The sequence below is a fragment of the Enterobacter sp. MGH 24 genome, assembly GCF_000493015.1.
GTDB lineage: Bacteria > Pseudomonadota > Gammaproteobacteria > Enterobacterales > Enterobacteriaceae > Enterobacter.
This window is the reverse complement of record NZ_KI535657.1, coordinates 3,133,040-3,152,899: the sequence shown is the minus strand read 5'-3', so window position 1 is coordinate 3,152,899 and position 19,860 is coordinate 3,133,040. Positions and strand designations below refer to the sequence as shown.

Annotated in this window: 23 protein-coding genes and 1 riboswitch; of the genes, 11 read left to right on the top strand and 12 right to left on the bottom strand. The window is 60.8% G+C overall.

Annotation, left to right across the window (positions count from 1 at the left end):
• Position 1 precedes the first annotated feature (1 nt).
• Genes rutD through rutG form a run of 4 tightly spaced genes read left to right on the top strand, consistent with a single transcriptional unit; the run spans position 2 to position 3,249 of the window.
• The gene (gene rutD / locus L370_RS07140) at positions 2-811 is read left to right on the top strand and encodes a pyrimidine utilization protein D (RefSeq protein ID WP_023335214.1); all 810 of its coding nucleotides are present in this window, start codon (positions 2-4) and stop codon (positions 809-811) included.
• Positions 811-1,401 carry a malonic semialdehyde reductase gene (locus L370_RS07145; RefSeq protein ID WP_023335213.1) on the top strand — a complete coding sequence of 197 codons (591 nt, stop codon included), beginning with the start codon at positions 811-813 and terminating at the stop codon, positions 1,399-1,401. The genes rutD and L370_RS07145 overlap by 1 nt, the downstream gene beginning before the upstream one ends.
• A 9-nt stretch (positions 1,402-1,410) precedes the next feature.
• Entirely contained in the window at positions 1,411-1,905 is a 495-nt protein-coding gene (gene rutF / locus L370_RS07150; RefSeq protein WP_023327078.1) for an NADH-dependent FMN reductase RutF, read from the top strand.
• A gap of 21 nt (positions 1,906-1,926) precedes the next feature.
• Entirely contained in the window at positions 1,927-3,249 is a 1,323-nt protein-coding gene (gene rutG / locus L370_RS07155; protein WP_023335212.1) for a pyrimidine utilization transport protein G, read from the top strand.
• Positions 3,250-3,359: 110 nt separating this feature from the next.
• Here the strand turns inward: rutG and L370_RS07160 are convergent, their stop codons facing one another.
• Entirely contained in the window at positions 3,360-4,280 is a 921-nt protein-coding gene (locus tag L370_RS07160) for a DMT family transporter (RefSeq protein ID WP_023335211.1), read from the bottom strand.
• A 117-nt stretch (positions 4,281-4,397) separates the two neighbouring features.
• Positions 4,398-4,571 carry a con-10 family general stress protein gene (locus tag L370_RS0122025; protein WP_024909630.1) on the bottom strand — a complete coding sequence of 58 codons (174 nt, stop codon included), beginning with the start codon at positions 4,569-4,571 and terminating at the stop codon, positions 4,398-4,400.
• A gap of 390 nt (positions 4,572-4,961) precedes the next feature.
• On the opposite strand from L370_RS0122025, the gene wrbA reads away from it, so the two are divergent.
• Positions 4,962-5,558 carry an NAD(P)H:quinone oxidoreductase gene (wrbA, locus tag L370_RS07165; protein WP_023335210.1) on the top strand — a complete coding sequence of 199 codons (597 nt, stop codon included), beginning with the start codon at positions 4,962-4,964 and terminating at the stop codon, positions 5,556-5,558.
• Positions 5,559-5,578: 20 nt separating this feature from the next.
• On the top strand, positions 5,579-5,806 hold the full coding sequence (locus L370_RS07170; protein ID WP_008499832.1) for a YccJ family protein: 228 nt from the start codon (positions 5,579-5,581) through the stop codon (positions 5,804-5,806).
• A 33-nt stretch (positions 5,807-5,839) separates the two neighbouring features.
• Here L370_RS07170 and agp read toward each other — a convergent pair whose 3' ends face one another.
• The gene (gene agp, locus L370_RS07175) at positions 5,840-7,081 is read right to left on the bottom strand and encodes a bifunctional glucose-1-phosphatase/inositol phosphatase (protein WP_023335209.1); all 1,242 of its coding nucleotides are present in this window, start codon (positions 7,079-7,081) and stop codon (positions 5,840-5,842) included.
• 152 nt (positions 7,082-7,233) lie between these two features.
• Between agp and L370_RS07180 the strand changes: the two genes are divergently transcribed.
• Entirely contained in the window at positions 7,234-7,677 is a 444-nt protein-coding gene (locus tag L370_RS07180; RefSeq protein WP_023335208.1) for a winged helix-turn-helix transcriptional regulator, read from the top strand.
• Between the two features lie 125 nt (positions 7,678-7,802).
• On the top strand, positions 7,803-8,597 hold the full coding sequence (locus L370_RS07185) for an SDR family NAD(P)-dependent oxidoreductase (protein WP_023335207.1): 795 nt from the start codon (positions 7,803-7,805) through the stop codon (positions 8,595-8,597).
• A 1-nt stretch (position 8,598) separates the two neighbouring features.
• On the opposite strand, the gene L370_RS07190 is transcribed toward L370_RS07185, so the two are convergent.
• Positions 8,599-8,958, bottom strand: coding sequence for a winged helix-turn-helix transcriptional regulator (locus L370_RS07190; protein ID WP_023335206.1), 360 nt, complete (start codon positions 8,956-8,958; stop codon positions 8,599-8,601).
• Between the two features lie 100 nt (positions 8,959-9,058).
• Here L370_RS07190 and L370_RS07195 point away from each other — a divergent pair, with 100 nt between their 5' ends.
• Complete coding sequence (locus L370_RS07195) at positions 9,059-9,808, top strand: SDR family oxidoreductase (protein ID WP_023335205.1); 750 nt, start codon at positions 9,059-9,061, stop codon at positions 9,806-9,808.
• Between the two features lies 1 nt (position 9,809).
• Here the strand turns inward: L370_RS07195 and L370_RS07200 are convergent, their stop codons facing one another.
• Positions 9,810-10,313, bottom strand: a complete 504-nt coding sequence (locus tag L370_RS07200) for a DedA family protein (protein WP_023335204.1) — start codon at positions 10,311-10,313, stop codon at positions 9,810-9,812.
• Between the two features lie 159 nt (positions 10,314-10,472).
• Positions 10,473-10,642, top strand: a riboswitch (M-box (ykoK) riboswitch).
• Positions 10,643-10,702: 60 nt separating this feature from the next.
• Here L370_RS07200 and L370_RS07205 point away from each other — a divergent pair.
• Positions 10,703-11,704 carry a magnesium transporter gene (locus L370_RS07205; protein ID WP_023335203.1) on the top strand — a complete coding sequence of 334 codons (1,002 nt, stop codon included), beginning with the start codon at positions 10,703-10,705 and terminating at the stop codon, positions 11,702-11,704.
• Between the two features lie 84 nt (positions 11,705-11,788).
• Here the strand turns inward: L370_RS07205 and hpxK are convergent, their stop codons facing one another.
• From hpxK to hpxU, 7 genes are all read right to left on the bottom strand, one after another.
• Positions 11,789-13,018 carry an allantoate amidohydrolase gene (gene hpxK, locus L370_RS07210; RefSeq protein ID WP_023335202.1) on the bottom strand — a complete coding sequence of 410 codons (1,230 nt, stop codon included), beginning with the start codon at positions 13,016-13,018 and terminating at the stop codon, positions 11,789-11,791.
• The gene (locus tag L370_RS07215; protein WP_023335201.1) at positions 13,015-14,256 is read right to left on the bottom strand and encodes a pyridoxal-phosphate-dependent aminotransferase family protein; all 1,242 of its coding nucleotides are present in this window, start codon (positions 14,254-14,256) and stop codon (positions 13,015-13,017) included. Before L370_RS07215 ends, hpxK begins: the two co-directional genes overlap by 4 nt.
• A gap of 13 nt (positions 14,257-14,269) precedes the next feature.
• On the bottom strand, positions 14,270-15,007 hold the full coding sequence (locus L370_RS07220; protein ID WP_023335200.1) for an amino acid ABC transporter ATP-binding protein: 738 nt from the start codon (positions 15,005-15,007) through the stop codon (positions 14,270-14,272).
• Positions 14,988-15,644: an amino acid ABC transporter permease gene (locus L370_RS07225; RefSeq protein WP_071787484.1), complete on the bottom strand. Its 657-nt coding sequence runs from the start codon at positions 15,642-15,644 to the stop codon at positions 14,988-14,990. Before L370_RS07225 ends, L370_RS07220 begins: the two co-directional genes overlap by 20 nt.
• Positions 15,644-16,309, bottom strand: a complete 666-nt coding sequence (locus tag L370_RS07230) for an amino acid ABC transporter permease (RefSeq protein WP_023335198.1) — start codon at positions 16,307-16,309, stop codon at positions 15,644-15,646. Before L370_RS07230 ends, L370_RS07225 begins: the two co-directional genes overlap by 1 nt.
• Positions 16,310-16,313: 4 nt before the next feature.
• Positions 16,314-17,096 (bottom strand): transporter substrate-binding domain-containing protein, encoded by a 783-nt coding sequence (locus L370_RS07235; protein WP_010429429.1) that lies wholly within the window; start codon positions 17,094-17,096, stop codon positions 16,314-16,316.
• A gap of 191 nt (positions 17,097-17,287) precedes the next feature.
• A complete protein-coding gene (gene hpxU, locus L370_RS07240) occupies positions 17,288-18,127 on the bottom strand; it encodes a MurR/RpiR family transcriptional regulator HpxU (protein ID WP_023335197.1) in 840 nt (279 codons plus the stop codon).
• Between the two features lie 142 nt (positions 18,128-18,269).
• Between hpxU and hpxW the strand changes: the two genes are divergently transcribed.
• Positions 18,270-19,853: an oxamate amidohydrolase gene (gene hpxW, locus L370_RS07245; protein ID WP_023335196.1), complete on the top strand. Its 1,584-nt coding sequence runs from the start codon at positions 18,270-18,272 to the stop codon at positions 19,851-19,853.
• Positions 19,854-19,860: the final 7 nt, after the last annotated feature.

Below are 19,860 nucleotides of genomic sequence, written 5' to 3'. Positions count from 1 at the left end.
TATGAAACTCTCCGTCTCGCCGCCCCCGTATGAGGGTGCGCCCGTGGTGGTCTTAATTTCCGGTCTCGGCGGCAGCGGGAGCTACTGGCTCCCCCAGCTGGCCGCGCTGGAGCCGGAGTATCAGGTGGTGTGCTATGACCAGCGGGGAACGGGCAATAACCCCGCCACCCTGCCGGAAGGGTACAGCCTTGCGCAGATGGCGGACGAGCTGGCCCGGGCGCTGGCGGATGCCGGGATTGCCCGCTACAGCGTCGTGGGTCACGCGCTGGGGGCGCTGGTTGGCCTGCAGCTGGCCCTCGACAGGCCCGACGCCCTCACCGCGCTGGTGTGCGTCAACGGCTGGCTGACCCTCAACGCCCACACCCGCCGCTGCTTTCAGATCCGCGAGCGCCTGCTGCATTACGGCGGCGCGCAGGCGTGGGTCGAGGCGCAGCCGCTGTTTCTCTACCCGGCGGACTGGATGGCCGCCCGCGCCCCTCGTCTGGAGGCAGAAGAGGCGCTGGCGCTGGCCCATTTCCAGGGCAAAACCAACCTGCTGCACAGGCTCAGCGCCCTGAAAAAGGCCGACTTCAGCCGTCATGCCGCGCGCATTCGCTGCCCGGTACAGATCGTCTGTTCCGCCGACGACATGCTGGTGCCCTCCGTCTGCTCGTCGGAACTGCAGGCCGCGATCCCGCACAGCCACAGCGCGGTGATGCGCCAGGGCGGGCATGCCTGCAACGTCACCGAGCCGGATACCTTTAACACCCTGCTGCTGAACGGGCTTGCCAGCCTGCTGCACAGCCATGACACGCTTTATAAGGAGCTTTAATGAGCGAAGCCATTACCCCCGCCGCGCTGGAGACGCTGTTTACCGGCGCCCGCACCCACAACGGCTGGCAGGATATGCCCGTCAGCGATGAAACGCTGCGCGAAATCTACAACCTGATGAAATGGGGACCAACCTCCGCCAACTGCTCCCCGGCGCGAATTGTGTTTGTGCGAAGCGCGGAGGGAAAAGAGAAGCTGCGCCCGGCGCTCTCCAGCGGCAACCTCGAGAAAACGCTCACCGCCCCGGTCACGGCGATTGTCGCCTGGGACGGCGAATTCTACGAGCGCCTGCCCGCGCTGTTCCCGCACGGCGATGCAAAGAGCTGGTTTACCACCAGCCCCGCGCATGCGGAAGAGACCGCCTTTCGCAACAGCTCAATGCAGGCCGCCTACCTGATTTTTGCCTGCCGCGCCCTGGGGCTGGACACCGGCCCGATGTCGGGCTTTGACCGCCAAAAGATCGACGAGGCCTTTTTCACCGGCACCACGCTTAAAAGCAATCTGCTCATCAACATTGGCTATGGCGATCCCCGCAAATTGTACGGGCGCCTGCCGCGTCTGGACTTCGACGATGCCTGCGGGCTGGCGTAAGGAGCGATGATGACGACACCGGATAAACAAACCTTTCGCGACGCCATGGCCTGCGTTGGCGCGGCGGTCAACATCATCACCACCGACGGCCCGGCGGGGATGGCAGGCTTCACCGCCAGCGCGGTGTGCAGCGTCACGGATTCACCGCCTACCCTGCTGGTGTGCCTGAACCGCGGCGCGTCCGTCTGGCCAACGTTTAGCGAAAACCGCACCCTTTGCGTGAATACCCTGAGCGCCGGACAGGAGCCTTTATCAAACCTGTTTGGCGGGAAAACGCCGATGGAGGAACGCTTTGCCGCCGCCCGCTGGCAGACGGGCGACACGGGCTGCCCGCGCCTGGAGGATGCGCTGGCCTCGTTTGACTGCCGCATCAGCCAGGTGGTCAGCGTCGGCACCCACGACATTCTGTTTTGCGACATTGTTTCGATTATCCGCCACCCCGCGCCGCAAGGGCTGGTGTGGTTTGACCGCGGCTACCACGCGCTTATGCGCCCTGCCTGCTAACCCGCCTTAAGGAGACAGACCATGTTCGGATTTCCCCACTGGCAGTTGAAATCGACCTCCACAGAAGCAGGCGTGGTCGCGCCGGATGAACGCCTCCCGCTCGGGCAGACGATGGTGATGGGCGTGCAGCACGCGGTTGCCATGTTCGGCGCGACGGTGCTGATGCCGATGCTGATGGGACTCGATCCTAACCTCTCTATTTTGATGTCGGGTATCGGTACCCTGCTGTTCTTTTTTGTTACCGGCGGGCGCGTGCCCAGCTATCTCGGCTCCAGCGCCGCCTTTGTCGGAGTGGTCATCGCCACCACCGGGTTTAACGGCCAGGGGATCAACCCCAACCTGAGCGTGGCCCTCGGCGGCATCATCGCCTGCGGTCTGGTGTACACCCTGATTGGCCTGGTGGTGATGAAAATCGGCACGCGCTGGATCGAACGCATGATGCCCCCGGTCGTGACGGGCGCCGTGGTGATGGCGATAGGCCTGAACCTCGCCCCGATTGCGGTCAGGAGCGTCTCCGCCTCGCCGTTTGAAAGCTGGATGGCGGTGATCACCGTGCTGTGCATCGGCCTGGTGGCGGTCTTTACGCGGGGGATGATCCAGCGGCTGCTGATTCTGGTCGGGCTGATTGTTGCCTGTCTGGTCTACGCCCTGCTGGCCAACGTTTTCGGGCTGGGTAAGCCGGTTGATTTTACGCTGCTTCATCAGGCCGCCTGGTTCGGCCTGCCGAAGATCACCTCCCCCACCTTCAACACGCAGGCGATGATGCTTATCGCGCCCGTCGCCGTTATCCTGGTGGCGGAGAACTTAGGCCACCTGAAAGCGGTCGCGGGAATGACCGGACGCAGCATGGATCCGTACATGGGCCGCGCGTTCGTCGGTGACGGGCTGGCGACCATGCTCTCCGGTTCCGTGGGCGGCAGCGGCGTTACCACCTATGCCGAAAACATCGGCGTGATGGCGGTGACCAAAGTCTACTCGACGCTGGTCTTCGTGGCGGCGGCGGTAATGGCGATGCTGCTCGGCTTCTCACCGAAGTTCGGCGCGCTGATCCACACCATTCCGTCACCGGTCATCGGCGGCGCATCAATTGTGGTGTTTGGGCTGATCGCCGTGGCCGGCGCGCGCATCTGGGTGCAGCATCGGGTCGATCTCAGCCAGAACGGCAACCTGATTATGGTGGCGGTCACGCTGGTGCTGGGCGCAGGCGATTTTGCCCTGACGCTGGGCGGGTTTACGATTGGCGGAATTGGCACGGCGACCTTCGGCGCGATCCTGCTTAACGCCCTGCTGAGCCGCCGGAAAGGGAATGAAGCGCAGGCGGAAGCCATTACCCCCTCCACCTGAAATAAGTGCCGCTTTCTTGCCGGGTGACGCTGCGCTTACCCGGCCTACAATGAGTATGTAGGCCCGCGCAAGCGTAGCGCCGCCGGGCAAAACGGGCAGCGTGCGCGTTGTTAGCTATCTGCCCCTTGTTCAGCGCTCATCCCGGCAATCGCCTTGCGTCGTTTTTTTAGCTTTAACTCGCTCACCAGCACCCCGGCGACAATAAATGCCGCGCCCACCAGGGCCAGAAGCGGCAATCGCTCACCTGCAATGCGTCCGAAAATCCCCGCCCAGACCGGTTCACCGGTATAAATCACCGTCGCGCGGGTTGGCGATACGCTGCGCTGCGCCCAGTTCATGGTGACCTGAATAATAGCGCTGAAGATACCCAGCCCCAGCGCGACCACCACCAGCCCGGTGGACATCGGCGGCACGGACTCCCCGGCAGGCACCATGGTCGCAAACGCCACCAGCGACGCGGTGGCGAGCTGCACCACCGTCACCCGCTTAACGTCGACCTTGCCCGCCCAGGCGCTAATCAGAATAATTTCCGCCGCAATGGCAATCGCCCCAATCAGGGTGATGATTTCGCCCGGCCCCAGCGCGAGCAGGTTGTTTTCCGGCCCGGCCAGTAAGATAAGACCGATAAACGCCAGCACGATGCCAATACAGGACATCAGTCCCGGCATTCTGCCGAGACAGAGCCACTGCAAGAGCGGCACCAGGGGCACATACATGGCGGTGATAAACGCAGATTTACTGCTGTAGATGGTCTGCAATCCCCACGTCTGCAGGCTGTAGCCCATCGCTATCGCCACCCCGATCGCCACGCCGGCCTTAAGCTCTGTAAGCGTCAGCCCCCGCAGGGTTTTAAGCGATATCAGCGCCACGGCAATCGCCGCCGTCGCAAAGCGCAGGCCGACAAAGAAGAAGGGATCGCTCAGGGTCACCGCGTACTGGACGGCCAGAAACGTCCCGCCCCAGAACATGGTAATGAGTATCAGAATCGCTTCCTGCGGCTTAACGGAGAATTTGAAACGGGAAACAGACATGCGGCACTCGCAGTTAACATCAATTCTCTAGTGTGCGTTGCCTTTGGTTACAGTTCAATGTTGCAGAAATAAAAAAACCGCCGGGAGATCCCGGCGGCAGGGGTTCAACCCGGCGTGCTACTTACTGCTGCTGCCGTGGCTGTTTTTGCCCCCTTTCTTGCCAGCTTCAGATGCGCGTTGCGGGTCATTCTTAAAATTGCCCCCGCTATGCTGGCCACCTTTACGGCCTGCTTCTGATGCTCTTTCACGGTCTTCTGCGAAATTACCTGAACCACCACGATGGTTTGCCATCTCTAACCTCCAGAATGTGAAACATTAGACATCATATTGCATTCAGTAAAAGAGGAATCTTTCACCTCGCAACACAAGGACAGTGCCTTTATCTGTGCCGCGTGAAACTAAGCTTAGTGGAATGCCGCTATCCGGCAAGCCGCAGGTAATATTCTGCAACATGAACTCAGCCTTTCGGGTGAGATGACGCGACGGCTATTCATAAGCCTTTCTTATCATTTCAAAAATCCGCCGCCGAAAAGTTGTTTCATTTTGCTACAGCGCCTTTTTGTAACCATATTGTTATAAATCAAAGAAATGCCGTTCATTTTTGCAGTCTGGCTGTGATGGCATATCTTTAAAAGAACGCAGCGATCCGCTGTCAGAAAAACCAACGAGGAGTGATGCAAAATGGCAAAAGTTCTGGTGCTCTATTATTCCATGTATGGACACATTGAAACCATGGCTCACGCGGTAGCAGAAGGTGCAAACAGAGTTGATGGCGTTGAGGTTGTGGTCAAACGCGTACCGGAAACCATGAATGCCGAGGCGTTTTTAAAAGCGGGCGGTAAAACGCAAAACGCGCCTCAGGCTACCCCGCAGGAGCTGGCTGACTATGATGCCATCATCTTCGGCACCCCAACCCGCTTCGGCAATATGTCGGGCCAGATGCGTACCTTCCTCGATCAAACCGGCGGGCTTTGGGCATCCGGGGCGCTCTACGGCAAACTCGCCAGCGTATTCAGCTCTACCGGCACCGGCGGCGGTCAGGAGCAGACGATTACCTCAACCTGGACTACCCTTGCTCATCACGGGATGGTGATTGTGCCGATCGGCTACGGCGCGCAGGAGCTGTTTGACGTTTCCCAGGTGCGCGGCGGTACGCCGTACGGCGCAACCACCATTGCCGGTGGGGATGGCTCACGTCAGCCAAGCAATGAAGAACTGGCTATCGCCCGCTATCAGGGTGAATACGTCGCGGGTCTGGCCAAAAAACTGAACGGCTAACACCCAACAGGAGGACAAGCATGCCAACTCAAGAATCCAAAGCTCACCACGTGGGCGAATGGGCAAGTTTACGCAACACCTCTCCGGAGATTGCCGAAGCTATCTTTGAAGTCGCTAAATATGATGAAAAGCTGGCCGAGCAGATTTGGGAGGAAGGTAACGATGAGGTGCTGGTGCGCGCCTTCGAAAAAACGGATAAAGACTCGCTCTTCTGGGGCGAGCAAACCATCGAACGTAAAAACGTCTAAGCGTTTCCCCCCGCCGCAGCGGGGGGGTCTCCCTTACTTCGCCGCGTTATTCATCACCGCATTGAATTTATCGACAGGACAGAAGCCGTTCGCATCCACCGGGCAGCCTTTCAGCTCCAGCGTCACGCGCTGCGCGGGCGACTGCAGCGACAGCACGCTGGCGTTACGCAGCTGCTCCGAGCTCTGGTAGACATACTCAATTTTCATCAGCTCCTGGTTGGCATTTTTGTCATGCCAGCGCTGGAAGACAATCTTGCCGCCAATCGGGGTGCGCTCCTGCTGGTCGTGCAGCTGATACGGTTTGAAATCCAGGGCCGTCAGCAGGGAAGCAATGTTCGAGTCATGCCCCACCAGCAGGGTGATCTTAGGCGCTTTCGCCTGTTCGGTGACCAGGGTTTTATCGATATATTTCACCAGCGGCTTCGCCACGTTTTGCGCCACCTCGGTAGAGGTAAATAGCGAATCCTGATAGCCGTTCTTCAGCTTCGACAGCACGCGCCACTGCTGGTCGGTTTTGATTTCGCCCCAGGCCACCTGGTCGGCCGGGAAGCCTTCGTAATACTGTAGCGTGAACGCGTCCACCAGCGAGTTACCCACCTTCAGCGGCCCGGATACGCCAGGCTCTTTTTCATAGTCGGCGCTGAAGGTATCTTTCGCGTCCGCCAGCGAGCAGACCTTTTTCTCTTTGCACGACGGCGAATCGGCGTAGTTCGTCATCTGCTCCAGCAGCTTATAGCTGTCTGCGAGCTGCATTTTCTGCCGCTCGGTCTCCATCGCCTTGAGCGCTTTTTCACGGAATTCCGGCGAGTTATCGGTAATCACCGGATTAAAGGTCGGATCCATGGTGCCCATTTTTTCCTGATGGTGCACGGGAACGTCGCAGCCCGGGAACGCGCCGGTGATAAAGAACTGCGCGGTCGCGACGGTACGCTGCAGGCTGTTAGCGTAAGCATAAACGCTATCCGCCGCCGGACACTCTCCCGTCTTCACCATCCCCTGCTCTGCCAGCCACTCGCGCATGTAATGGCCCATGTAGACTTCCAGCACGCCGCCCTTGGTGGTGAGCTGACCGCCCGGCACCTCCCACTCCGGCCACTGCTTAGGCGTGGACTGCTCCAGCACGCTGCCGTTATTGGCGAGCGGCGCGCGCAGGTTATGGCGACTCATGATTAAAACTTGCTCCAGCTGATACCCTTCCGGCGTCTCTTGCGCCTGCACGCCAAACGTTGCTGAAATGGAACCGGCGACCGCCAGCGCGAGTAGTGCTTTTCTCATCCCTAATTCCTCACTCGTTTTAAAATGTCACGTTCAGTGTGACAGATTCGTGACAATTTTCCGGGAAGCATTTCTCATACTGATGATTAACCCGCTTACGGTGTGTGCCAATTAGTTTTATAATAAAACCACACACCACCGGAGAATTGACCATGAAACGTACCCGCCTTGAAGAGAGCACCTGCCCCGTCGCCCGTTCGCTGGATATCATCGGCGACTGGTGGTCGCTGCTGATCGTGCGCGACGCGCTGCGCGGGGTTAAGCGCTTCGGCGAGTTCCAGAAAAGCCTCGGTATCGCAAAAAACATGCTGACCACCCGGCTAAAACTGCTCGTCGACGAGGGTATTCTCCGGCTTCAGCCCGCCTCCGACGGCAGCGCCTGGCAGGAATACGTCCTGACCGACAAGGGACGCGCCCTGCAAACCGTGCTGGTTGCCCTGTCCCAGTGGGGGAATGAATTTTTGTTTGCCGAAAACGAATGCGGCACCGTGCTGGTCGATACCGAACAGCGCAAACCCCTGCGTAAGCTGGCGCTTATCGCCGACGATGGGCGCGAACTGACGCCTGAAGAGATTGTGGCTAAACTGCCCTCCTGATCGTTCCCGACGGCAAAAGCACAAAATGCTCAGCAAAATGGTTGCATTATAAAACCAAATGGCCGAGAGTTTATTCAGTTTCATCTTGAAACCAAATAACCCACTTTGCCCTGAGGTAACACACGATGACTACGCAAATCACCACCGCCCTGATTACGGGCGCCTCTTCCGGGATTGGTGCCGTTTATGCCGACCGTCTTGCCGCGCGCGGCGCCAATCTGGTGCTGGTTGCCCGCCGCGAAGATCGCCTGAAAACCCTTGCCGCCGACCTTCGCGCGCGCTATGGCGTGGCCGTCGATATTCTGGTGGCCGATCTTACCGATGAAGCCGGGATCCGCGCCGTGGAAGAGGCGCTGCGCAGCAACACCGCCATTGATACGCTCATTAACAACGCGGGCACCGCGCAGATGGCACCGTTCCTCGCGGGCGAGGTGGCGCAGCATCAGGCCATTAACACCCTGAACACCACGGCGCTGATGCGCTTAACCTACGCCATCCTGCCCCGCCTGGCGCAGAACAATCGCGGCACGCTGATCAATATCGCGTCGGTATTAGCGCTGCACGTCCGCGCCGGTAGCGCCCTCTACAGCGCCACCAAGGCGTGGGTGTTGAGCTTTACCCGTGGGTTACAGGAAGAGTTTGCCGACAGCAGCGTGCGCATTCAGGCCGTACTGCCCGCCGCCACGGCGACAGAAATCTGGAGCCACTCGGGCGTCACGGTGAACGATCTGCCGGAAGGATCGGTGATGACCACCGATGATATGGTGGATGCATCGCTGGCGGGTCTGGATCAGGGTGAACCGATCACCATCCCGCCGATGCATGACGCCGGCCTGTGGGATCGCTACGAAGCGGCACGTCTTGAGCTGTTCAACAGCGCGCGCACCGGCATTCCGGCACCGCGCTACGTAAAACAGTAGACTAACGCTCCAGCTGGTCGCCGTACTCGCTCATCCAGGCGGCCAGCGGCGAAAGTGCGTCCTGCAGGGTTAGCCCCAGCTCGGTGATTTGATACTCCACGCGCGGGGGGATCTCCGGGTAGACCGTCCGCGTCACCAGCCCGCGCTGCTCAAACAGGCGCAGCTGCTTCGTCAGCTCTTTCTGCGTGATGGGGGCAGCGGCCCGCAGAAGATCGCCAAAGCGAACGGGCGTATTAAAGACAATCAGGCGGTAGAGAATGGGGATCGCCCATTTACCGGAAATCAGGTTGACAAACTGCGTCATCGGGCAGGTATACGCCTCAGATTTTTTTTCACAGCACACCTCCAGCATTTCTGCCATAGCACACCTCTTGCCTCTTTAGTATCCATTTGGTACCTGGTTTCCTTTCGATACTAACGTTTCTATAGTGCTTTCTCCAGAGACATTTCAGGAGAAGAACATGGGTCGTTTAACAGATAAATATACGCTGATTACCGGCGGCACCAGCGGCATCGGTCTCGCCACCGCGCAGGCGTTTATCGCCGAAGGCGCACGCGTCGCCGTGACCGGACGCAACCCGGACACCCTCGCCGAAGCAGAGCGCATTCTGGGCGATAAGGCCTGGGTGATCCCGACCGATGCGGGAGATATTGCTTCGCAGAAAGCGCTGACGGACACTCTCGCCGCCCGCTGGCCGCGCCTGGACGCGGTGTTTCTCAACGCGGGCGACGTAACGCACGCCCCGCTGGAAGCGTGGCAGGAAGAGGCCTGGGACCGCCTGATGGGCATCAACCTGAAGGGACCGTTCTTTTTAATTCAGGCGCTGCTGCCGCTGCTGAATAACCCGTCGTCGGTGATCCTCTGCGGCTCCGTGAGCGCGCGCATCGGCCTGCCCACCAGCAGCGTGTATGCCGCGAGCAAGGCCGCCCTGCTGTCGCTGGCGCGCACGCTGTCGGCGGAGCTGCTGCCGCGCGGGATCCGCGTCAACGGCCTGAGCCCCGGCCCGGTGGAAACCCCGGCGTTTACGAAGACGGGCCTAAGCGACGAGGCGCTTAACGCGATGATGGCAGAGGTCATTAAGCTGGTGCCGCTCGGCAGAATGGGCTCGACGACGGAGCTGGCAAAAGCCGCGCTCTATCTGGCGTCCGACGAGTCAAGCTACACGGTAGGAACGGAGCTGCTGGTCGACGGCGGCATGGGAAGTCTGTAGTTCAAAAGGCGCTGATGCCGGTGACGATGCCGACATACAGCGCCGCCCATACGCAGGCGGAAAGCAGGCTGACGGCGTAGACCTTGACCGCATTCAGCCTGAGCATCCCCGCCGCCAGCGGCACGATATAGCGCAACACCGCCAGAAAGCGCGACGTAAACAGCACGATGACACCGTTCTTTTGCAGCTGATGCTGGACCCGCAAGAACTTGTCGGCATGCTTTGAGGTGAAACGCGTGACCAGCCGGGAGTGCCCCATCAGATGGCCGATATGGTAGTTCAGCACCGACCCCGCCGTTGCCCCCAATACCACGGCCAGCCACGCCAGCGCAGGATGCATGGTCGCCTGGCTGACGGTAATCCCCGCCAGCAGCATCACCGAGGCGGGCGGCAGCACGGAGGAGATCAGCACCGTCGATTTACTCAGCGCCATCATAAATAACAGCGCGAAAAGATGTGCCGGATAGAGCGCAAAATGATTCAGCAGATTATCAAACCACGCCATTTCCCTCTCCTCCGTTGATTATATAATCCTCCATTAGAAATGAATTATCTTAAATAAACCCTCAACGCTTTATTAATAAGATTCTCCTAAACCGTTCTTAAACATTATTTAATTTCCCGAGCGGCAATATCAAATAAGCGTATTATTTCTCACGTTTTACAACGATCTCGTTATGGCGAGGCTCCTGTACAAATACACGTTATCGCTCTGGTAGGTTCGAGAGAATCGACACAGGGTAAAACAGGCACTGTCGAATCAAGGCTTTGTCAGTATAACTTCCCGCACGGGATACGGTGTACAGTGCTGAACCCAGGACGTGGGGATCTCCTCTTCGACATGCCCTGTCTTGCTCGCCCCTGAGAGATGTTATTATTCAAAGGGAATTCACTATGTCTTACGCTATTCACAACCAAAATCTGGCATTCAATGACAGCGCGATCGCGCAATATATGAATACCGATTTTATTGTCCTCGATATTTCATTATGCGTGGCGCTGGCGCGCGAGCAATTCTTCGAAAAATTAAAAGACGACGATATTCCGTCTCATATTTTTATTGAAGACAATGGCCGCCTGGCGGGCATGATTGCCGTGCGCAAATTGCTGCAAACCGCCGATACGGTACGGCCGGTGAAATCGCTGATGATTTCGCAGTTTTTGCAGGTCAAACCGGAGGATGAACGTGCCGACGTTGCCGGACTGCTGGCGCACGGCGGCGCGGACGTGGTGCCCGTGGTCACCCACGGCAAGCTCGTCGGCTGTCTGACCGAGCGCGAAATCGCCCATCTGCTGGAAGATGACGTCACCGAAGATGCTCAGCTTCAGGGGGCGACGCTGCCGCTGGAGAAGCCCTATCTGGACACCAGCCCGTATAGCCTGTGGAAGAAACGCTCCGTCTGGCTGCTGCTGCTGTTTGTCGCGGAAGCCTACACCAGCTCGGTGATCCAGCATTTTGAAGAGGCGCTGGAGTCCGCCATCGCGCTGGCGTTCTTTATTCCGCTGCTGATCGGCACGGGCGGCAACAGCGGGACGCAGATCACCTCCACGCTGGTGCGCGCCATGGCGCTGGGGGAAGTCCGTCTCCGCGACGTTGGCCGCGTGCTGCGTAAAGAGATGACCACCTCGCTAATGATTGCCGCCACGCTCGGTATTGCCGGGTGTATTCGCGCCTGGATGATGGGTATTGGGCTGGAAATCACGCTTATCGTCAGCCTGACGCTGGTGTGCATTACGCTGTGGAGCGCCATCGTCTCGTCCGTGATCCCCATGGTGCTCAAGCGCTGCGGCATTGACCCGGCGGTCGTCTCCGCGCCGTTTATCGCGACGCTTATCGACGGCACCGGGCTGATTATCTACTTTAAAATCGCGCAATATACGCTGGGGCTGGAGTAACGCGGTTCCCTGCCGGGTGGCGCTGCGCTTACCCGGCCTACCCGTCCCGTAGGCCCGTGCAAGCGTAGCGCCGCCGGGCAATACTCAGATCGCACCAAGCGCTCTCACCGCCCGCCCAAACGCCTCAATCGCCAGGGCAACATCCTCAGCCATCACCGATTCTGCCGGATGATGGCTGACGCCCCCTTTGCAGCGTACAAACAGCATGCCGACCGGCCAGCGTTCTGCCAGCGCGATGGTGTCATGCCCGGCACCGCTCGGCAGCGATAATGAGCGCCCCTGCACCGATTCAACGGCCTGTCCCAGCAGCTCCTGCAAACGCGCATCGCACGGCGTGGCGGCGATACGGTAAAACTCCTCGGCGCTGAAGCTCAGCCCGCGACGGGCGGCAATGGCCTGCGCCTGCGCCAGCAGTTCCGCGAGCAGCGCGTCAAGCGGGGCATCCTGCGGGCCGCGAATATCCAGCGAGAGCGCAACCTCGCCCGGGATCACATTCACCGCACCGGGCAGGCAGCGCAGCTCCCCGACCGTCGCCACGCGATGACCGCCCTGCTGTCGGGTGGTGTTTTCGATCAGCACCATCCACTCGGCGGCGGCGGCCAGGGCATCCTTACGGTGACTCATCGGCACGGTACCCGCGTGTCCGGCCTCCCCGGTGAAGCGGCAGCTGAGGCGGCGCGCGCCGTTAATCGCTTCCACCACGCCCAGCGCCAGACCTTCCTGCTCCAGACACGGCCCCTGTTCGATGTGCAGCTCCAGACAGGCGCTGAAATCGTCCTGATGGCGTGCCGCAAGTGCCACGCGGGCGGGGTCGAGTCCCGCCTGCACCATCGCCTGCGCCACGCTGATGCCGTTGGCATCACACGTCTCCAGCCAGCCCTGCGGCCAGGTGCCCGTGATGCCCCGGCTGCCTAACAGGGTGATGCCAAAACGGGTTCCCTCTTCGTCGCCAAACCCGACAATCTCGATGGCCTGGGTCAGATGCCGCCCCTGCTGGTGCAGGCTGTCCACCACCTCAATGGCGGTGAGCACCCCGAGCATGCCGTCGTAGCGCCCGGCGTTGCGCACGGTATCGAGATGCGAGCCGAGCAGCACCGCCTGCGCCCCTTCCTGCGCGCCCTCATAGCGTCCACAGATATTGCCCACGCTGTCCTGCCAGACGGTCATTCCCGCCTGGCGCATCCACTCGCCGACCAGCTGATTGACCTGCAGATGCTGCGTGGAGAGATAGACCCTCGTCAGCGCATCCGGGGTTTCGCTGATGGCGGCCAGCGCGTCGGCGCGCGCCATCACCCGTTCTGCCGCCGGGCTCATTGCGGCGTCTCGCGGCGATAGTGGTCCCACGCGGCCTGCATGGCGGCACCCTGCGTGGTGGTGAACTTCAGGTAGTTCAGCACCGACTCCAGCGCGCTCAGGGTGGTCATCACGCAGTCCTTGCGCGCGTTGTAGCCCATGGTGCCAATGCGCCACACTTTGCCGTGCAGCGGGCCAAACGAGGTGCCGATTTCAATCCCGAAATCCTCCAGCATCAGCTTACGCACCTGGTCGCCGTTGACGCCCTGCGGAATCACCACGCCCAGCACGTTGTTCATCTTGTGCTTCAGATCGCCGAAGGTCTCGAGCCCCATCGCCTGAATGCCCTTCAGCAATGCGTCACCGTGTAGCTTATGACGCGCGATGCCGTTATCCAGCCCTTCCTGCAGGATCAGCCGCGCGCATTCGCGGGCGCCAAACAGGGCGGTGGTGGCTTCGGTGTGGTGGTTCAGGCGCTCCGGCCCCCAGTAGTCCATCACCATGCCGAGATCGAAGTAGTTGGAGTAGATCATCTCCTCGTCGCCGTCGCGGTGGGCATCGGTGCGTATGCCCTCCTCAACGCACTTGCGGCGGCGGATCGCCTCCTCCATGCGCGCGCTCAGGGTGATCGGCGAGGTGCCCGACGGGCCGCCGAGGCACTTCTGCATCCCGGCCGAGACGGCGTCCAGCCCCCAGTCATCGGTCTCCAGCGCGTTGCCGCCGAGCGACGCGGTGGCGTCGGTGTAAAACAGCACGTCGTAGCGGCGGCAGATCGCGCCCAGCTCGGCGAGCGGCTGCAGCATGGTGGTGGAGGTGTCGCCCTGCACGGTCAGCAGCAGGCGCGGGCGAATACGCTTAATCGCATCCTCGACCTGGTCCGGGGTAAACACCTCGCCCCACGGCACCTCGATGGTATGCACCTCCGCGCGGCAGCGGCGGGCAATTTCGCACAGCAGATGACCAAAGCGGCCAAAGACCGGCACCAGCACCTTATCTCCCGGGCGAATGGCGGAGACCAGAATGGCTTCAATTCCCGCGCGGGAGGTGCCATCCACCAGCATCGTCCAGCGGTTCTCGGTGCGGAACACCCCGCGATAGAGCGCCATCACCTCGTTCATGTAGTGGGTCATGGCCGGATCGTACTGGCCGATCAGCTGGCTCGACATGGCGCGCAGCACGCGCGGGTCGGCGTTGATCGGGCCCGGCCCCATCAGCAGGCGCTGGGGCGGGTTGATTTGCGGAAAGCGTGCGATATCCATTGTTAAGTCCTTATCAGTTGAGGCCGCGCACGGAGGAGATGAACTGCTTCAGTTCCGTGGTCTGCGGGTTGGCGAACAGCGTTTTGCTGTCGCCCTGCTCCCAGACTTTCCCCTGGTGCATAAACACCACGCGGTCGCCCACTTCGCGGGCAAAATTCATTTCATGGGTAACAAGTATCAGCGTCATCCCCTCGGCCGCCAGCTGCTCCAGCACCCTGAGCACTTCGCCCACCAGCTCCGGGTCTAGCGCGGAGGTGATCTCGTCACAGAGTAAAACTTTAGGCGACATGGCCAGCGCCCGGGCAATCGCCACGCGCTGCTGCTGGCCGCCGGAGAGGCTCGACGGGTAGTAATCCAGACGATCGCCTAAGCCCACTTTCTCCAGCATGCGCTGCGCCAGCTCGCGGCATTCGGCGGCGCTTTTCTTCAGCACCCGACGCGGGGCGAGCATTACGTTTTCCAGCGCCGTCATGTGCGGGAACAGGTTAAAGCTCTGGAACACCATCCCGACCGAGCGGCTGATTTCCCGCGCCTGAGAATCCCGATCGGTAATGGTCATGCCGCCCAGCTTGATGCTGCCGTCCTGATACCCTTCCAGCCCGTTGATGCAGCGCAGCAGCGTGCTTTTGCCCGACCCGCTGCGCCCGATAATGGAGATCACCTGGCCCATGTCGATATCCAGATCGACGCCCTTGAGCACGTGGTTTTCGCCGTAGTACTTCTGCACCTGATTAATGGTGATGAGAGGCATTGAATTTCGTCTCCAGATAGCGGCTGTAGCGGGACAGCGGGTAACACAGAATAAAGTAGCCCAGCGCCACCAGCGCAAAGACCTTAAACGGCTGATAGGTCACGTTGGTCAGCATGGTCCCGGCCTTGGTCAGCTCGATAAAGCCGATAATCGACGCCAGCGCGGTGCCCTTGATCACCTGCACGGCAAAGCCGACCGTCGGGGCGATGCCGATGCGCAGCGCCTGCGGGGCGACCACGCGAAACAGGGTCTGGCCAAAGGTCAGCCCCAGACAGCGCGAGGCTTCCCACTGCCCTTTTGGCAAGGCGCGAATACTGCCAAACCAGATGTCGAGCAGAAACGCGCTGGTGTAGAACGTCAGCGCCAGCGAGGCGGCGGTCCACGGCGAAACGTCGATGCCGAACAGCGCCACGCCGAAGAAGGCCAGGAACAGCTGCATCAGCAGCGGCGTGCCCTGGAACAGCTCAATATAGCCGCGGATGATGCGCCTCACCGCGCGCCCGCCCGTCAGGCGCAGCAGCAGGAGCGGCAGCGTCACCGCCGCCCCGCCGACAAACGCCACCAGCGACAGCAGCACCGTCCAGCGTCCGGCCAGCAGCAGGTTGCGAATAATGTCCCAGTCGGTAAAGGTGGTCATCATGCCTGCACCCCCAGCCATTTGCGTCCTGCCGCCATCATCAGCTGGCGCAGGGTAATCGACAGCGCTAAGTAAATCCCGGTTGTCACCAGATAAACCTCAAAGCTCAGAAACGTTCTGGACTGGATCAGGTTGGCGGCGAAGGTCAGCTCTTCATACGAGACCTGCGACACCACCGACGAGCCGAGCATCACGATGATGCACTGGCTCACCAGCGCCGGGTAAATGCGCTGCAGCGCGGGCGGCAGCACCACGCGAATAAAGGTCTGCAGGCGGGTCAGTCCCAGCACGCGTCCGGCCTCCCACTGCCCTTTCGGCGTGACCTGAATGCCCGCGCGGATAATCTCGGTGCTGTACGCACCGAGGTTCACCACCATGGCCAGCAGCGCCGCTTCCCCCGCCGTCATCTTCAGCCCCAGATTCGGCAGGCCGAAGACGATGAAAAACAGCTGCACCACAAACGGCGTGTTGCGGATGATCTCCACGTACGCGCCCCAGATCCGGCTGAACCAGGTGGTGCGTCCGCTGCGGATCGCCGCCCCGAAAATCCCTGTTGCCAGCCCGCCGACGGTTGCCATCACCGTCAGCTGAACGGTGACCCACAGCCCCGCCAGCAGCGCCGGCCAGTGCGGCCAGAGCGCTGAAAAATCGAGTTGCTCAGCCATAGCCTTAAACGCCGAGGCTTGCCGGCAGCGGGGCCTTCAGCCATTGCTCGGACAGGCCGTTCAGCGTGCCGTCCTTGATGCCCTGCTCAATCAGCGCATCCACTTTTGCCTTCAGGGCCGGTTCGTTTTTCTTCAGGCCAATAAAGCACGGCGAGTCTTTCAGCATAAAGCTCGGCACCGGGGCTTTATCCGCGTTCTGGCGCGAAATGGCCGCCACCACGAGGTTGCCGGTTGCCACGTACTGCACCTGTCCGGAGAGGTAGGCGGAGAGCGTGGTGTTGTTGTCTTCGTAGCGTTTCACGTCCGCGTCTTTCGGCGCCAGGCCAGTCAGCACCATGTCCTCCACCGCTCCGCGCGTCACGCCGATGGTTTTTCCGCTCAGCGCGGCGGCGTCTTTCAGCTCGGCTCCTTTCGGACCAAACACGCCGAGGAAGAACGGCGCGTAGGCGCGGCTGAAGTCGATCACCTTCTCGCGCTCCGGGTTTTTACCGAGGCTTGAAATGACCAGATCCACCTTATCGGTTTGCAGGTACGGCACGCGGTTGGCGCTGGTCACCGGCACCAGCTGCAGCTTGAGCTTCATCTGTTTGGCCAGATAGCGCGCCATGTCGATGTCATAACCCTGCGGCTGCAGATCGGTCCCCACCGAGCCAAACGGCGGGAAGTCCTGCGGAACGGCAATTCGGATGGTACCGCGCTTCTCGATATCCTGAAGCTGGTCAGCCTTTGCCGGCAGCTGTGTGAAGAGGCATGCGGCCCCGGCCAGTGCAATCAACAATTTTTTCATGGTGCTTCCCCGTAACGTTAACATGAAACAAAAGATTCTTTGAATGTGATTTTGCAACTAATGTGCCAGATAGGGCGAAGCGGGGAATATTCTTGTAAAGCCTGATAAAACGCGGACGGGTCGAAAAAACCTGCGTTTTCCCGACCCGCCATATGCACCATTTTAATGCAAAGCACCAGCCTGATGCCCCATTATCGCTGTTCGAGTTCGTCCAGCTGCTGGTAGAGGGAGGCAATGTCGTGAATGCGGGGACGGCCTTTATCGAGGATTTCATGCAGGAAGGCATTCGCCAGCAGGTTGATCAGGCTATTGACCGAGGAGTAGCTGTCATAGGCCGAGACGCTGTCCAGCGGGGCGCAGAGCTGCCAGCTCGCCAGCGGAAACAGGCTGTGCGCCTGCGGCTCGCACATCAGCAGCACCGGAATGCCGCGACTCTGAAGCTGCTGCATCAGCGGACGGATAATGCGCGGGCGGCGGCGAAAGGCCATCATGACCACCAGATCGTCCGGCGTTATATCCACCAGCTCTTCGCCCAGGCTCTGCCCCGGCTGCGGCAGGACCAGCACCTGACCGCGCGCCTGCAGCAGCTGCTGGCGCAGGTGCAGCGCCGCCGGATAGGCGTTACGCATGCCGATAATGACGATGCGCCGCGCCTTCACCATGCAGGCCATGGCCTCGGCAAACTGCTGCGCGTCGAGGGCATTGACCCACTGGGTCAGGTTCGCCATCTCCTGCTTATAGTGGCGTGCCAGCAGCGTATTGCCCTGCACCGCGTCGCGGTTATCGGTGAGCGGCATCCCGCTCTGGCGCAGGGTGCGCAGCTCGTCGCGCATGTCCTTATATTTCTCATAGCCCAGACGCTTAAACAGACGGCTGACCGTGGCTTTCGACACCCCGCTCAGCTGCGCCAGCTCGGCGCTGTTGTAGCTAATCAGGTCGTCAAAATGATCGAAAATAAAATCCGCCACCCGCTGCTCCTGCGGCGACAGCGACGGGTACTGTGCTTTCAGACGTTCATCCAGTTGTTCCATAGCGCCTCTGTAACTTTTGTTTCATCACATTTTGCCTTTCATTCTACCTTTCATTATACGTGCCAGTTTACTGAAACTTTTCTTTCAGAACTGGAACAGCTTTTGCAGCACCTTGTGACTTTCAGGGTTACGAGGACTTTTCATGCAAAGTAATGTCTCCACGCACGGCATGGCCGTTGCGCCCCACCATCTTGCCAGCCAGAGCGCGCTGGCGGTGCTGCGCGAAGGCGGCAGCGCGATAGAAGCGATGGTCGCCGCGGCGGCCACCATCGCCGTGGTTTACCCGCACATGAACGGGCTGGGCGGCGACGGCTTCTGGCTTATCGTGCCGCCGGAAGGCGAACCTGTTGCCATTGATGCCAGCGGCGCGGCGGGTTCTCGCGCAACGCTCGCCGCCTACGACGGTCTGGCGAATATTCCCCATCGCGGCCCCCGCGCGGCGCTGACCGTCGCCGGCACGGTGAGCGGCTGGGACGAGGCGCTGAAGGTCTCGCGCGAGATGACCGGCAAGGCGCTGCCGCTGGCCCGCCTGCTGGCCGACGCCATTGACTATGCGCAGAACGGCACGCCGGTTACGGCCTCTCAGGCCCATGCCACGGCCAGTAAATTCGACGAACTGAAGGATATCCCCGGCTTCGCGGAAACCTGGCTGGTGGACGGTAAGCCGCCGCAGGTCGGGAGCCGTTTTTACCAGTCCGCCATGGCCACGACGTTGACGCGTTTAGTGGAAGACGGTCTGGACAGCTTCTATCGCGGCCCGCTGGCGGACGTGCTGGCGCGCGGCATGGAGACGCTGGGCCTGCCCGTGACGCTGGCCGATCTTAACGCACACGCCGCCCGGCGCACCGCGCCGCTGAAACTGCAGCATCAGCAGGGTGAGATCTTTAACCACGCCCCGCCGACGCAGGGGCTGGTCTCGCTGGCGATACTCGGCATCACCGACCGCCTGAACATGGCGGAGGCCGACGACGCCGAAACCCTTCACCGCATCGTGGAAGCCACCAAGCTGGCCTTTGGCCTGCGCGATGCCCACATCACCGACCCGCGCGAGTTGAAAACCGATATTCAGAGCCTGCTGGATCCCGCATCCCTTCAGGCGCTTGCCGACAGGGTTGACGACGACCGCGCCGCGCCGTGGGGTACCGGAAAAGGCCCCGGCGATACGGTGTGGATGGGGGTCATGGATAATAGCGGGCTCGCCGTGTCGTTTATCCAGAGTCTCTATCACGAGTTCGGCAGCGGCGTGGTGCTGCCCGACACCGGCATCGTCTGGCAGAACCGGGGCGCATCGTTCAGCCTCGATCCCGATAGTCTTCTGGCCCTCGCGCCGGGCAAGCAGCCCTTCCATACCCTGAACCCGGCGGCGGCGCGTCTCAAGGACGGGCGCGTAATGGTCTACGGCTCCATGGGCGGCGACGGACAGCCGCAAACCCAGGCCGCGCTCTTTACCCGCTACGCGATCCAGGGCGTGCCTTTACAGGAAAGCATTTCCCGCCCGCGCTGGCTGCTGGGACGCACCTGGGGACAAACCTCGGACACCTTAAAACTTGAAGGACGCTTTAGCGCTGAAACGGTCGCACGGCTTCAGGCGCTCGGACACGAGGTGGAAATGTTCCCTGATTTCAGTGAAGCGATGGGCCACGCGGGCGCGATTGTTCGCCACCCCAACGGGCTGTTCGAAGGGGCATTTGACCCGCGCAGCAACGGCGCGGCCGCCGGATTCTGAGGAGAAA